The organism is Bradyrhizobium sp. 76, from assembly GCF_023073025.1.
GTDB lineage: Bacteria > Pseudomonadota > Alphaproteobacteria > Rhizobiales > Xanthobacteraceae > Bradyrhizobium.
Window position 1 is genome coordinate 1 of the sequence record NZ_JADPIS010000106.1, and the last position, 14,245, is coordinate 14,245.

The 14,245-nt window shown below is 58.5% G+C and carries 12 protein-coding genes and 3 pseudogenes; 14 read left to right on the forward strand and 1 reads right to left on the reverse strand.

The genetic code is table 11. The features are described 5' to 3' along the window. The 9 genes and pseudogenes from IVB48_RS29645 to IVB48_RS29685 form a co-directional block, all read left to right on the forward strand. A pseudogene (locus IVB48_RS29645) lies at nucleotides 1-196 on the forward strand (ectoine/hydroxyectoine ABC transporter ATP-binding protein EhuA); the annotation flags it as partial. Nucleotides 197-210: 14 nt separating this feature from the next. Further along, nucleotides 211-1,770 (forward strand): AMP-binding protein, encoded by a 1,560-nt coding sequence (locus tag IVB48_RS29650; RefSeq protein WP_256468926.1) that lies wholly within the window; start codon nucleotides 211-213, stop codon nucleotides 1,768-1,770. A 634-nt stretch (nucleotides 1,771-2,404) separates the two neighbouring features. Next, nucleotides 2,405-3,706 carry a serine hydrolase gene (locus IVB48_RS29655; protein WP_247405641.1) on the forward strand — a complete coding sequence of 434 codons (1,302 nt, stop codon included), beginning with the start codon at nucleotides 2,405-2,407 and terminating at the stop codon, nucleotides 3,704-3,706. Nucleotides 3,707-3,985: 279 nt separating this feature from the next. Further along, nucleotides 3,986-4,735: an aldehyde dehydrogenase family protein gene (locus IVB48_RS29660; RefSeq protein ID WP_247405646.1), complete on the forward strand. Its 750-nt coding sequence runs from the start codon at nucleotides 3,986-3,988 to the stop codon at nucleotides 4,733-4,735. A gap of 242 nt (nucleotides 4,736-4,977) precedes the next feature. Then, entirely contained in the window at nucleotides 4,978-5,433 is a 456-nt protein-coding gene (locus IVB48_RS29665; RefSeq protein WP_346659019.1) for an aminotransferase class III-fold pyridoxal phosphate-dependent enzyme, read from the forward strand. Between the two features lie 8 nt (nucleotides 5,434-5,441). Next, a complete protein-coding gene (locus tag IVB48_RS29670; RefSeq protein ID WP_247405652.1) occupies nucleotides 5,442-5,660 on the forward strand; it encodes an aminotransferase class III-fold pyridoxal phosphate-dependent enzyme in 219 nt (72 codons plus the stop codon). 4 nt (nucleotides 5,661-5,664) lie between these two features. Continuing rightward, the gene (locus IVB48_RS29675) at nucleotides 5,665-5,838 is read left to right on the forward strand and encodes a hypothetical protein (protein ID WP_247405655.1); all 174 of its coding nucleotides are present in this window, start codon (nucleotides 5,665-5,667) and stop codon (nucleotides 5,836-5,838) included. Nucleotides 5,839-6,185: 347 nt separating this feature from the next. After that, nucleotides 6,186-6,872 (forward strand): annotated as a pseudogene (locus IVB48_RS29680) (FAD-dependent oxidoreductase). A gap of 769 nt (nucleotides 6,873-7,641) precedes the next feature. After that, nucleotides 7,642-8,484 carry a transporter substrate-binding domain-containing protein gene (locus tag IVB48_RS29685; protein ID WP_247405658.1) on the forward strand — a complete coding sequence of 281 codons (843 nt, stop codon included), beginning with the start codon at nucleotides 7,642-7,644 and terminating at the stop codon, nucleotides 8,482-8,484. A gap of 259 nt (nucleotides 8,485-8,743) precedes the next feature. On the opposite strand, the gene IVB48_RS29690 is transcribed toward IVB48_RS29685, so the two are convergent. Next, the gene (locus IVB48_RS29690; protein ID WP_247405662.1) at nucleotides 8,744-9,184 is read right to left on the reverse strand and encodes a hypothetical protein; all 441 of its coding nucleotides are present in this window, start codon (nucleotides 9,182-9,184) and stop codon (nucleotides 8,744-8,746) included. A 320-nt stretch (nucleotides 9,185-9,504) separates the two neighbouring features. Between IVB48_RS29690 and IVB48_RS29695 the strand changes: the two genes are divergently transcribed. The 5 genes and pseudogenes from IVB48_RS29695 to IVB48_RS29715 form a co-directional block, all read left to right on the forward strand. Next, nucleotides 9,505-10,518, forward strand: coding sequence for an NAD(P)-binding domain-containing protein (locus IVB48_RS29695; RefSeq protein ID WP_247405665.1), 1,014 nt, complete (start codon nucleotides 9,505-9,507; stop codon nucleotides 10,516-10,518). Nucleotides 10,519-10,622: 104 nt separating this feature from the next. Further along, nucleotides 10,623-11,447, forward strand: coding sequence for a transporter substrate-binding domain-containing protein (locus IVB48_RS29700; protein ID WP_247405668.1), 825 nt, complete (start codon nucleotides 10,623-10,625; stop codon nucleotides 11,445-11,447). Between the two features lie 411 nt (nucleotides 11,448-11,858). Next, nucleotides 11,859-13,547: a choline dehydrogenase gene (locus IVB48_RS29705; protein ID WP_247405671.1), complete on the forward strand. Its 1,689-nt coding sequence runs from the start codon at nucleotides 11,859-11,861 to the stop codon at nucleotides 13,545-13,547. A 137-nt stretch (nucleotides 13,548-13,684) separates the two neighbouring features. Beyond that, nucleotides 13,685-13,979, forward strand: a pseudogene (locus IVB48_RS29710) (transposase); the annotation flags it as partial. 39 nt (nucleotides 13,980-14,018) lie between these two features. After that, nucleotides 14,019-14,245: transposase (locus tag IVB48_RS29715; RefSeq protein WP_247405675.1), on the forward strand; the 227-nt coding region annotated here is incomplete at its 3' end.

Below are 14,245 nucleotides of genomic sequence, written 5' to 3' on the forward strand. Positions count from 1 at the left end.
TCGAGGTGTTGCGAACGAGATGAAGGTCACATTGCTGATCGTCACGCACGAAATGCGTTTCGCACGGGAGGTCTCCGACCGCATAGTGGTCTTCGACGGAGGGCGCATTATTGAGCAGGGCCCGCCCGACCAGATCTTCAAGAATCCCCAATCCGAGCGCACGCGTTCATTCCTGCACTCCGTCCTGAACCATTGAGACCTAAACATCCTATGCAAACGATTTCCGAACTCCTCCGAGCCCGGGCCGAAGACAGTGGCTCGCGCATCTTTTGTTCGTTTCGAGGGCAGCGAATGACCTTCAGCCAACTGCTTGACGGCGTCCGGACAATGGCCGGCGCTCTCGCAGAGGCCGGGGTCAAGCCGGGGGATCGCGTCGGCTACATGTTGGGCTCGTCGATCGAGCATATTCAGCTGTTTCTCGCCGCATCCTGGATGGGCGCGATGGCTGTGCCTTTCAGTATTCACCTGAAGACCGCGGGAGTGGAACTGCAACTTAACAGCTGCACGCCTCGTCTATTAGTCGCTAATCGCGCGTACGCGGGCTCGGTGCGGCAAGCCTTGGCTCTCGTACCTCAAAGGCCTCAAGTGGTTTGGCTTGAAGATGGTAACCAGCAGGACGGAGAGTTCGACCTGAACGGGCTTCTGCGCACCAGCCGCCCTTTGCGAACTGCGGCACCGCGATCTCTCGATGATGCCGTCGCGATTAGCTACACGTCTGGAACAACTGGCGCGCCGAAGGGAGGGGTTCTATCGGAGTGCTGGTATTGGGTAGGAGCAAAAAATACGGCGATCCTCTCCGAGGCTCATCGCGACGATACCTTTTTCCTATGGGAACCTTTCTACCACATCGCTGCGTGGATGACAGTGATGATGGCGCTGCACAAAGGCCTGAGCATCCACATGGTGGAGCGCTTCAGTGCGTCACGGCTTTGGGACCAGATCGCCGAGGCCCGCGCAACCAAACTGCACTATTTGGGCGGGTTGGTGAACATCATGCTGTCTCATCCGGTGGTCGAAAACGAGCGAAATAACGGGATCTCGATTGCATGGGGAGGAGGTTGTCCCGCGGAGAGCTGGCGCAAACTGGAAGAGCGCTTTGAGCTCAGAGTACGCGAAGGATACGGACTCACCGAAGGGCAGAATTTTACTCACATGAACTTGCACGGCGTTGTCGGCTCTGTCGGCACTCCCGTGGAGGAGTTCGAGAGCTGGATAAATGACGACGAAGGCAAGCGCGTGGGCCCGGGGGTGGTCGGAGAAATCGTGCTGAAGCCGAAGATCGCGGGTGTTACGATGAGCGGCTACTTTGGCGAGCCGGAGAAAACCGCACAAGTGCTGCGCGCCGACGGCTGCGTCTACACTGGCGATACCGGAATGGTCGACCAGGACGGAAACTACTATTTCAAGGGACGCAAGAAGGATGCGCTGCGGCGTCGCGGCGAAAATGTCTCAGCTTGGGAAGTCGAACGCGTTCTCAACACGGCGCCCGGCGTTGAAGAATCAGCGGTGATAGGAGTCGCGTCCCCGTTGGGGGACCAGGACATTCTCGCGGTTATCAAACAGCGCGAGGGCTTTGAACCGAACCCCCTCGAGATCGCTAAGTTCTGCGGCGAGCGTCTCGCATATTATCAGGTGCCACGATTCATTCAGTTCGTCACTGAGTTTCCGCGTGGGCCGACCCAGCGCATCAAGAAAGGCGAAATCCAGGTAGACCTCCAGAACGCATGGGATGCTGAGCAAGCAGGGTACAAACCGGCGCGAACCGCTTAGCCGAGCGTGATGACGCAGTCCGGTTGCAGCTTCTCGAAACCTCAGCGGAGGCGAAGGATGCATTCTGCTCCGGTCATAATCTGCTTGAGCCGGGGGAGTTCGCCGGGCGCGATCAATATGGAAAAATGGTTGTAGCAATTAAACTCCTGATATTGGGAAGTAAGGTGGACCGCCGGTCCGCGGGTCTGGTCACGCAGTCGTCGGATATGGTGCCGAAGACGCCGCACTTACTGCTCAAAAGTGAAGATGCGAGGCGGATTGGCCGTGGCGTAGCCGCATTAGCCTTGTCGACATAGGCGCGCTCGATCGCCAACCGGTGAGCTTCTCTGCGCTGTCGTCGGCCGTCATAGTATTTGCCCGGCGCAGCACCTTGGCTTTGAGCACGAACTGGCCGCCGGTCGGCCGTTGTTGGTGACAAAGAGTCCTTGCGGATCTATGCACCGCGCCCGCATTGCAATCTACTTCGAGTCCTACAAGGCCGTGCAGGAAGAATCGTGTGCTGCACTCACCGATAAGTCGAAGGTTCGATATGTCAATTCCAACTTGGTATCAATTCCTCCGGAGTTGATATTGGTCCCGACGGCAGTGAGCCAGTAACTGTAGACGACTTAAGGCACCGAAGAGGACCGAGCTTATGACAGAACCCCAAGTGCGTGCAGTCGGCGCAACACGTGAAGGCGAAGAATCCCTCGACGGCACGCTCGAATTCGACGGAAGGCGCTATCCCGACGGCCGCGCATCCGATCCCTGTAAGCTCGGCTGGATGCGCGGTGCGCCACCCGCTGCAGACAAGTGCATTACTTTCGAGAGCGAGAGCTTCCGCAATTTCCCGCAGCTCCGCTGGTCATTTTTGCACAAACGCGAGCTTGTGCCGACTGTCAGCGTTTGGCGCGGGAGGAGTGGGCCGTGTAAACTCGATTACAACGACAAGGCCGCCGATATTGACGCGCTCTCTTTCTATGACATGGACAGCCGCAGCCGCTGCTTCGATGAGGCGTTGCTTGACACCTATACCGACGGCATTGTCGTGCTGCATCGCGGGCGCATCGTATACGAGAGGTACTTCGGCGCGCTCGAGCCTCACATTCCACATGCATGTTTTTCCGTCACTAAGTCGTACGCGAGCACTCTCACCGCGGCGTTTGTGCAGGAAGGCGTGCTGGATGATGCAAAGACGATACCGCACTACCTGCCTGAGCTACGAGGCACCGCCTGGGAAGATGCCACGCTGCGCCAGGTGATGGATATGCAAACGAGTCTCGCGTACTCGGAGGATGTCTATGACGGCCCGAGCGTCAAGGCGTATGTTATTGCCTGCGGCCGGCGGCCGAAGCCGGCGGGCTACGTGGGACCAACAACTTTGTGCGACTATCTGCGCGCGGTGCGTAAGGAAGGCGCTCATGGGGAGGGTTTCGTCTATAAGTCCCCGAACGCGGACGTTATGGCTTGGGTGACAGCTCGCGCGACCGGTCGTTCCTTAGCTCATCTATTGCATGAGCGTCTCTGGGCTCCGCTTGGATGCGAGGAAGACGGCTATATCGAAATTGACCCTGTTGGCATGCCCTCCGCCGCGGGCGGCTTGTCAGTTTCGCTGCGCGATCTCGCGCGTTTTGGCGAACTGATGCGACAGGAAGGCGAATGGAACGGAAAGCAGGTGATTCCCGCATCCGCGGTACATGACATCAAAAAGGGCGTCGATCCGGCTAAGTGTTCCAACATGCCAAAACCGGGTTACTCATATCGTAGCATGTGGTGGGCGACGCACAACGAGTTGGGGGCGTTCGAAGCTCGGGGCGCGTACGGCCAGAGCCTGTATGTCGCGCCGAAGGCGGACATGGTGGTCGCGCGCTTCGCGTCGCACCCGGCGTGGCGCCGGGGCAGCGATCCGATCTCCATACCGCAAATGTTGGCACTTGGCAGGATGCTCCGCGAATAGTCGCAACGACGAGCAAACTAGAACGGGCTCGATCTCGACCGCTTGGCTGCGCCGGTCAGATGCCCCCGAATGTGCTTCTGCTGTAGCTGGCTGCGCCAAAAGCTGTGACCGGGCGTCTCTTATTCGGCCATTAGCCCGAGGTGGTTGTCGGCAGGGGTGGAATTGCCGCGATGGCGCGAGTAGGATTAGGCGCAGTAGAGACTCAGTCGGGCCACGACGGGAGCTAGATTGTAGCCGACGCATGAGCTGTTTGGTTGCGGCGTCGCCCTGGCCTTTGAGATGGCAGCGGCAGAGGTGGCCCGCGGTCTTCTTCATGTCACCGATGACGGGCTCGATAGCCGGCCGATGCGGCAGTTCTCCGTTGAGATGGTACACGGGCCTGCAGCACATAGGCTTCCCTGGATCACCGCGATCAGTGCCTTCTCGGCCATCCGACGCGGATCCAGGAACAAAAGTGCTTCCCTTGCGCAGCTTGGGGATCTGCAGTTCGACCGCACTGGCGCGTCTCCCAGGTCCGATCACTGTGTTGCGCTGGCAAGGCGCTCCGCGTTGGGCGGCAAGAACCCCGCCTATGTCACGCGAAACGCGGATCTGGAGCGCGCCGCGCCAGGGGTGGCGCGATCGGCCTTCGGATTGCAGGGGGCAGAAATGCTCCGCCTGCTCGGTCGTTTACGTCGACAACGTGGTCAAGCAGGAGTTCATCGGCAAGCTCGTGAACTTTTCGTCCAGGCTTGTCGTGGGCGATCCGCGACGGGCCGAGACATTCATGAGGCCGGTATATGTGACATCGCATACAGGCTGTCGGCAGGTATCTTCACCCGCGACCAGAATGAGTTGCAGTACTTCCCCAACACCGCAGAAGCAGGTGTTCTCTATGCCAACCGAGCCAGCGGCGCGACGACCGGGGCATGGCCGGGCGCCCAGCCCTTCTGCGGCTGGAAGGCGCGGGGCAGCGGCAAGGGTGGCCTCGGCGCATGGTTTCTCCCGCAGTACATGCGCGAGCAAAGCCACACGATCATGACGAACTGATGGTTGAACGGCCGCGACCGCTCCGCGGCCCTCGGTTCCTATCCCTTCATCTGCCTTCCGAGATCATGCCGCAATTTCCCTAGGCCATGCCTACATCCCGCCGCCTGTTCGAGCGCGCCCGCAAGGTCATGCGCGGCGGAAACACCCGCACGACGGTCTTTCATCGATCCTTTCCCAACTATGCCGCACGCGGCGAGGGCCGCCGGGTCTAGGACGTGGACGGTAACGCCTAGTACGACTGCATCAATAACTTCACCGCCATAATCCATGACTATGGCCACCCGGACGTGACGCCGGCCGTGATCGACCAAATGCCACATGGCACCGCGTTCGGCGCCCCGACGGAAAGCGAGATCGAACTGGCGGAATTGCCGGTAGAGCGCCTGCCGTCGGTCGAACAGATCCGCTTTACCGATTCGGGTACAGAGGGTGTGATGATCGCGATCAAGGCTGCCCGCGCCTTCACCGAACGACCAAAGATCGTCAAGATCGAGGGTGCGTATCACGGATCATACGACTTTACCGAAGTCCGCCTCGACAGCTCGCCCACTAACTGGGGTGACATGCCCGCTTCCATCCCCTGTGCGCGCGGCACGCCCCGTGGCGTGCTGGACGACGTTATCGCGTTTCCCTTTAAAGACGTCGAGACGTTGCGCGCACTCTTCTCCGTGTATGGTGACACCATCGCCGGCGGCTGATCGATCCGATGCCGAACCGCGCCGGATTGATTGCAGCGCGTAAGGACTATCTCGACGTGATGATCGAGATCACGCACGCCGCCGACGCCCTGGTCATCTTCGACGAGGTGATCTCGTTCCGCCTCGGTCATTCCGGGGCACAGGGGCTGTGGGGAATTTCGCCCGATCTGACAGTGCTCGGAAAAATCATCGGCGGCGGCTTTCGGCGCGGTAGGTGGACGGGCTGAAACCATGGCTGTGTTCGATTCGACCCGCGGCAGGCCGGCACTTCCGCACGGTGGGACCTTCGGCGCCAACCCAGTGACGATGCGCGCCGGTCGCGCCGCCATACGGGCTCTGACACCGGAGAGCTTCGCCCATCTCGGCCGTCTGGGCAACCTGCTGCGCGAGTGCATCACACGCTAGCTGGGCCTGCATAGGCTCTCCGGCCAGTGCGTCGGGCTGGATTCGCTGTTCAAAGTTCATTTCACAACTCTGCCCGTCACCGACTATCGCTCGGTTTATGGGGGGCCGGCCGAACGAAGGAAACTGGACGCCTTCCACAAGGGTCTCCTCGATCGTGGCGTCCTGTCGGCGAGCTACGGTCTATTCGCGCTCTCGACTGCGATGACCAAGAACGACGCGCGCGCGATTGTCGACGCCATCAACGAGACGTTGGGCGAAATTGCAGGAAATTCCGACCAGGGACCTATCGCTCAATCCGGCGTGGCGGACGTGCCCCCCGGATGACCCAAAAATACAATGGATAACAAATGACAGATTCTCCTCATGCCCTCGTGATCGGGGCGGGTACGCTTGGAATGTGCTCAGCATTCAGCCTGGCGGAGCATGGAGTTCGTGTGACGGTTCTTGAGGCTCAATCCATAGCTTCGGGTTCAAACGGCCGCTCGGTCGGCGTAGTGGGAACGCAGCTTACCGACGCGTTCGATATTCTGCTGCGTATCCATTCGGTGCGGCGCGACTGAGAACGTCTCGGACTGGGGTTCAACCATATAGGCTATCTATGCCTCGCCCGCACTGCCGAACAGATGGAGCTGCTCGCACGATCGGTGAAGATACAGGAGGAGGCTGGCTTCAGGTCACGCGAGCTGCAACAGCTCGTTCCTCATCTCAATCCCGATGGGCTCGAAGGAGGACGGTTCGGACCCGACGATGGGTTTCTTGATCGTCATGAGATGTGCACCTTCCTGGCCGAGAAGGTGCGCATGCGCCGCGGAAACATCTTTCAGTTCTGTCAACTTGTCGGCGTAACACGACGGAACGGCGATTATAGACTGGATACCAGCAAGGGCGAGATCGACTGCGACTTTGTCGTCAGGCGCGTGGGCCCCCCTCAGTTGCCGAGATTTTCGGACAGACGCTGCACATCTGTCCAGAGCGCCACGAGGCGGTGGCGATTCACCTCGATGAGCCGCTCGACTATAAGATGCCGAGGGTGATGGATCTGGTGAACGGGGAGGGCGCTGGTCTCAACTTCGTCATAAGAAGCGAAACGAACTGATTGCTGAAATCCACAAGGTCAGCTCGCCTGTTCCGGAGGATCCCGACAACTACAGCGACCAATGCGAGGAGGAATCGAAAGTCAAGCTGGCGGAGCTGCTTCTTGAGCGTGTTCCGGAACTGCCTGGCGCTCGTCTCGGTCGAGGTTGCGCAGGCTTTTATCCAGTCACCGCGGACCATCGGCCCTTCGTCGGCGCCATCGATCCATCCGAACCGAACCTGATCACCGCCCCCGGTGCCGGAGGCTACGGCATTCAGCTTGCGCCCGTTATAGGGAAAATTGTAACGGATTGGATACTCCACGGCGCTCCCGTATCGATACCGGGCACCGAAATCCTGTCCCCCACGCCGGAATTCTCCTCGCTCAACGCTCAAGCACGACTGCAACTGTCCGCGACACCAAAGAGGATTTGAAGATCCTCAGAGATCTGAGACGGCGCGCTAGGTCAAGTAGAATGCAAAGCCGTTGCTGATTCAGGCGAGAAGCCCGTATCCGCTGCGGTCGCCCCGAAGCGCGGAGGCGGAGATCACCAAGAGCGCGCAGCAAATAGCCGCGGGGGGCCTCCAGGGAATAAACCGAGGCAGAAGCTGATTAATTCCATTCTGGTCTTGGTCAGATCCAAATTGGTATTGGTCACCCTCGATGGCCATTGCCAAAATTAGAAGCCGTCTCAAGCAGCTGGTTTGCTGTAGTCAAAGGAGATCCGTATGGGTTCGACCACACGAAAGCTGCTGGTGATGCTGTTTACAACTGCGGCCTCTTCATTCGCGGCGCTTGCGCAAAGCCAAGATTCCCTGCTCGCCTCCATCAAAGAAGCTGGTCAAGTCAAGGTAGCACTGGGTGCGGCGACACCCCTCGTATCAACATCGCCGGATGGAAAGGCGACCGGCTATGCTGTTGACTTACTGGATCTTGTGTTGAAAGATTGGGGTCTGCCGCCGCTCACGCCGGTGCTCACGGCTTGGGACGCGCATGTCCCGGCCCTCCAAGCGCGCCAACTCGACGCCATGGGCATCGCGTCAATTACCGAATTAGCGTGCAAAGCTCTCGCAATTTCAGCCCCTTATTTCGTCAGCCATGACGTATTTTTTGTTCGGTCCGGAAATCCGAAGCATGTGACGAGCATCTCGCAAATGGCACAAAATCCAGAGATCAAGTTGGCAGTAGTTACAGGGTCATCTCAGGAGGTGTTTGCAAAGGCGCGCGGAGTCAAGTCGGAGCGGATCGTGCACGTCCCTGACGTTCAAGCTGGCGCTGCGACGGTCACTAGCGGTCGGGCAGACGCGTTCCAAGTCGGCCAACTCAGTGTCGCCAATCCGAAACAGAGTGGCCTTGACGTTGTTCTCGATAAAGAATTGCCAGTTAAAGGAATTGGTGTGGCGTTTCGAAAGCAGGATATGCATTCCCGGGACGAGTTCAATGAGCATCTCAACAAACTACGTAGCAACGGTGTAATGAAGGAACTGTACACCGGCAAGTATGGGCTTACGGACTGGGACGAGCTCGCGAAGTTGACCAAGGCGGGTGACCTTGCTCCAAGCTGCAACTAGAGGAGCGGGCATCTCGTTGACACTAGCAGCGCGGAACACTGCGAAGAGCGAGTTCGGTGGGTGACTCGCCCCAAGCTGGAGCCCAGCAATGCCGGCTCCATTCACAAATCGGCCGATCAGATGCAAATTGTTATTGCCTGTTGGACGCGCATACCCACAGATCCATCGATCTGCGTCATCTGAGCCGGCGTGCTCGCGGAACATCTCGACGCGGGAGGGCAATGCAGAATTGGGCTTTCGTCCGCCGAAGCGGCGCGAACTACTTACGGTGCTTGCCAAAGCGCTCCTGCGGAAGATCGAGCGCGCTGTGGACACGCCACACTGCGTTCTTGTTCCTGCCGCCCGTCCCGGCCTTGGGCACCGTCGTGGCGTCAACAATACGGATCAGGCGGCCATGGCTCGCCTGCGGCGCGCCGCTCGCCAGCGTTTGGCCTATCAGTTGCGTCAGCCAATCTCCGCAGTGACGCAAGCGACACAGCAAGGCCACGTTGGAGATATCGACAAGGCCAACCGACGTTGCCCATGCCGCTGTCAACCGCAGACCTCGCTCGCCGAGACAATACGCCAGGATCAGGCGCAGCAAATCGACCGCATTCCTGATCCCCCGCGGACGAACAAACGCCTTCGTCTCGCGCGCGCTAACGTTGAGGGCCTCCGCCCCACCAAGCTGGACGACAACACCCGCCCAGTCTTCGTTCACAAGCGATTCGTGTGCCATCCCAATTTGGAATCACAAGTGAATCCAACGCGCAAATCCTATTTTAACGCTAATGGGAGGAAGCCCGCCAGGTGCTGCATCAATTCCAATCCGGTCTTGATCAGCTCGAATTTGGTATTGGCTTCTTCGGCCCTTGTCGCCCACAATGTATCGACCCAATCAACTCACATTTGACAACTTTCGAATGAGTCACACCACGCTGTCAATCCATGCTCGCTGATCATCGCACGAGACTACCAACGAACATTAGCGCGCTCTTGTGCAGTGCTTTTAGCGCATACCAATGTGAAGAGTAGGAATCCATGGGAGCCGATAAAAGCGTCATTACACCGGCGATCCCGCTGTATCTAAACTCCGGGGTCGTCCAGCAGTGCCTGACTGATGAGGAGATTTTTGACGCCGTAAGCCGGACGCTGCGAGAGTCGAGTAACCCCGAGCTCATCAGGGGTGTGAAATCAGGATTCAGAGTCGATATCGATGGCGAACATCTCCATATGGGGAACGTTTCTGCGTGCGTTCTCTCCAGTTCTGTTGCAGGTACGAAGTGGTTTGTCGTCTCGCCGAATAACGCCTCGCGAAATCTGGAGCGGATACAGGCGACGATTCTCGTTTCCGACGCAGTAACAGGGAGGCTTCAAGGCATCTTGGACGGCAAGTGGCTGACTTCTCAGCGAACCGCTGCTATGGCCGTTGCTGCTGTAGCGGCCTGTGGCAGGCATCCAATCTCCAATGCGACTGTGATTGGTGCTGGTGCCATCGGCAGGGCATTAGTCAAATTCTTAGTCGCAACTCAGCCGGTGCATCGTGTCACGGTGTCATCGCTGAATGCAACAAGCGCGCATCACGCTTGCGAATCTGCAACCGAGTTTGTTCGCGGCGGCGTGACCCTCTGCGCGACTTCCGATGTTCAGGGCGCGGTGAAAGACGCCGATGTCGTATTCACTGCCACCGGGGTCCCAGGAGATACCGATGTTGTGTGCGCTCAATGGCTCAAGGATAGTGCCATTGTTTGCTCGGTAGGCTCCCATCGAGAGGTGGATATGGAGCTTATTACTCAATCATGGATTGTAGCCGACGATATTGATGGGGTCAAAATGCGACGCGGAGATTTCCGTGAGGGCGGGGTCGGCTGGAATCGAATCGTAGGCGATATCGGCAAATTGACGTCTGGGAAATTGCGGCTTCCTGACGTCTCGAAAAGGATCCACCTCGTTCTCGTGGGGCTTGGTTCTCTTGATGTCGCGCTGAGTGCACGCGCGATCGTCAATGCACGAAATAGAGGAGTCGGCGTTCCCCTCGGCTCAGCTTCGGAATAGGAGCGCTCGAACGCGCTTGCTGCAATCTAGATGATCGCATTTGATCAGTCGTAACAACGGATTTTGAAGGGAAAAGTGGCGTGCATACAACACGAATGCGTTCTTTGCGCATCCTGCTGCTCATATTGGCCAGCTATTCGCTTCCGACGCTTGCGTACGCTGAGGATCCTCTATCTGCTTCGATCCGAAAGGCCGGTGAAGTTAAAGTAGCTCTGGCCTCTTCTCCCCCTTACATTGCGTTGTCGCCGGATGGGAAAACGGCGACTGGAAATGTCGTCGACGTAATCAACTTGGCACTCGAGGGCATGGGTCTTCCAACGCTCACGCCGATCTTCGTGGCATGGGCCGCGATGATTCCCGGACTGACGGCTAATCAATTCGATTTCGTGGGAGGGCTAACGATTACCGAAGCGCGATGTAACGTTGTAGCATTTTCGGCGCCGATCTACGCATACCGGTATGCGCTCTATACTTTGTCAGGAAATCCAAAGAAGTTGAGGGGACTTGAAAGGATTATCGAAAATTCTAACACCAAGCTCGCGGTAGTTACTGGCACACTCTCTGAAGCAAGCGCGCTTAAGCGAGGCGTCAAGTCGGAACAGCTGGTGCGTGTTACCGACGTCCAGGCTGGAGCCGCGACAGTGATCGGTGGTCGGGCGGATGCGGTCCTAATGGGCCAATTTGCCATCCCGAATCCGGAGCAGAAGGGCCTCCAGATAATCGTCGACGAGCAGGGGCCAGTGGAAGGGTTTGGTGTGGTTTTTCGCAAAGAGGATGTGCATTTCCGTGATGAATTCAACAAACAGCTGGACCTCTTGCGCAGTAGCGGCATCTGGAAGGAGCTGTATGCTGTTAGATATGGGCTTCCTAACTGGGAGACGCTTGCCGAGCTTACGAAGGCTAGCGACGTCGTACCTAGCTGCAAATGAGGATGGGCCCCTTAGGATGGTATTGCATTTGCAAGTTCATGGACTGAACCGGCAGCGCGTAAATACGCCGCCGGAATTGCGGTATCCGGGAACGACGGTCACTCTAGACGCTGTCCAAGCAGGCCTCGATCGCGCATACGTGTCGGATTAGCAAACCGCGCTGATGCTGCTGGCTCCACATTCTAGAAGTGCGTGCGGGATTATGCGCGAGCCCTCGAAGCCTTGCGTAGAATGTTACAGAAGCATGGGCGCGTGGGCAACGACGTAGCTCTCGTGCGTAGGGCGGGTGCATTGAGGCGCACACGACGATGGAACGAGACTTGCTGGCCTATGTCGGAAATCGCTAGGCGGCACATTCCGCGAATATGCAGAGGTGGTCTTGAAACCGAAAGTCGCCAGTGAAAATCTGTCATGGATCACCCCGCGCTCGATTCGATCGTGCAGCATGGAAAGAGTATTAGTGTGACTGAGGAACGCTTCACATACATCATTGTGGGGGCCGGCTCTGCCGGGTGTGTACTGGCATCCAGGCTGTCGGAAGATCTGACAAATAGAGTGCTGCTTCTGGAGGCAGGCGGTTCTGATTGGAATCCTTTGATTCAGATCCCGATGGGCACCGGCAAGTTGCTGCGCAATGGTCTGCATAGCTGGATGGTATTGACGGAACCAGACTCCGCCGTGGCTGGGCGGCGCCAGAGCTGGACTAGTGGGCGGGTCATCGGCGGGTCGTCATCGATCAACGGCATGATTTATGTAAGGGGCCATCGTTCAGACTATGACCATTGGTGCAATCTGGGAAATCCTGGTTGGAGCTACGCCGACGTCTTGCCCTATTTCCTAAAGGCGGAAGGTCACGCATCCAGGAATGGTGCGCTCCATAATCAGCATGGTCCACTGCGCGTCCGCGAAGCCGCCTCGTCGAACCCGATGTATTCGGCCTTCGTCCGCGCTGGAGTCGAAGGAGGGTTCGCAGAATGTGATGATTTCAACGGCGAATCACAGGAAGGATTCGGGCGCTACGATTTCACGATTCACAGGGGGCGTCGCTGGTCGACCGCTCGCGCTTATCTCGATGCCGCTCGCCAGCGATCCAATCTTCATGTGGTCACACGGGCGAGGGCGACACGTGTGCTCTTTGAAGGACGACGGGCGGTTGGCATAGAGTATCGCCGATCCGGTCGGAACGTCCGAGTGATGGCGGACGCCGAGGTCGTCCTCAGTGCGGGAGCGACCCATTCGCCGTCTCTGCTGCTTCTTTCCGGCATAGGCGACGCGCGCGCGCTTGCGGACTTGGGAATCACCCCGATTGCCAACCTGCCTGAAGTCGGTCGTAATCTTCAGAATCATCCTTCGCTTAGCCTGTTGTTTGGCTGCACCCAGCCACTCACAATGCACGGTTTGCTGCGTGCCGACCGCGCGGCCTTGATGATGGCCCAAGCCCTCTTATTGCGTTCGGGACCCGGTACCAGCTTTCCGGCCGAAGCTGGTGCCTTCACCCGTACACGTCCAGACCTCGCTGTGCCGGATCTTCAATGGTATCTCATTCTAGGCATGGGACAAAGTGCGCTGAGATGGCCCGGATTCCGTCGCCGACGCCTTGATCGGGAAGGCTTTACGATCGGCGTATCCTTGCTGAGGCCGGAGAGCCGCGGCACGGTCTCGCTAGCCTCTATTGATCCGTGCGCACCACCCAGGATCAGGCATGGCTACTTATCGGCACCGGCTGATCTCACGACGTTGATCGCATCGGTGTCGCAGGTACGCAAGCTCGCCGCTCAGCCCGCTCTCGCTCCGTATATAAGCGACGAGATCGCACCTGGTCCCGACGTCCGCCACGAGGACGAAGTCTGCGACTGGATACGCACTACTGTCACGAGCGCCAAACACCCGGTCGGCACCTGTCGTATGGGCAGTGACAATACAGCAGTCGTCGATCCAGAACTTCGCGTGCGCGGCTTTGAGGCGTTACGCGTAGTCGATGCCTCGGTAATGCCAACTATTGTTGGCGGCAACACCAATGCACCGACGATCATGATCGCGGAAAAGGCGGCCGATCTGATTCGCAAGGAGACACGCAGCGTATTGCGCATGATCACCTAGGCCACTTGCTTCGATGATGCCTCGAAGGACATTATGGCCTAACGCTGTCGCTCCTGAGTGGCGGCTCCAAGCCAACAATTCTCCAATCTGATATCGATTCTTGGAAGTTGGTACCGAACGTACCCCGCGCCATCGCGACGTCGGCGGCGACCATGCGCGCCAACCAACTGCGGCTGTGGTTCGCCGCGATGGCCTATGTGCTGATCTGCGCGTTGCGGCGCATTGGTCGCCGACACCGCCTTTGCCGACGCCACCTGCGGCACCATCCGCCTCAAGCTCCTCAAGATCGGCGCACTGGTGCGCATCAGCGTCCGCCGCATCAAGATCGCCATGGCCTTGGCCTGCCCAGCCGCCCAGGAATGGGGAGACGTGGCTCGCCGCCTGACCGAAGGTAAGCGCGAAGCCGATACCCTTGCTTCAGAATTCGAATGAACGTGCGAAAGAAGCCTCCGGCTTGGACGGAGGTTTGGGATGGGATTGGACAGCAAAAAGGACGTCCATTTGGACGGCTCAACGAGGGGGTCGGTGAGCCGGCTGGAGGTTCTTGAAGGACCATCGGGGCGCCGCGTACGTTCGGAAGCCGAGAGAGCTCGGATCGTCGCCGAGAGTCTGTTACCCGGTGCCCAGGTGTCCGAGGTGGCGCGCAAGCACGGAGCGACGCGCTGGCAGATCTACGATTGGCGGCGGCGGTTTCGAAA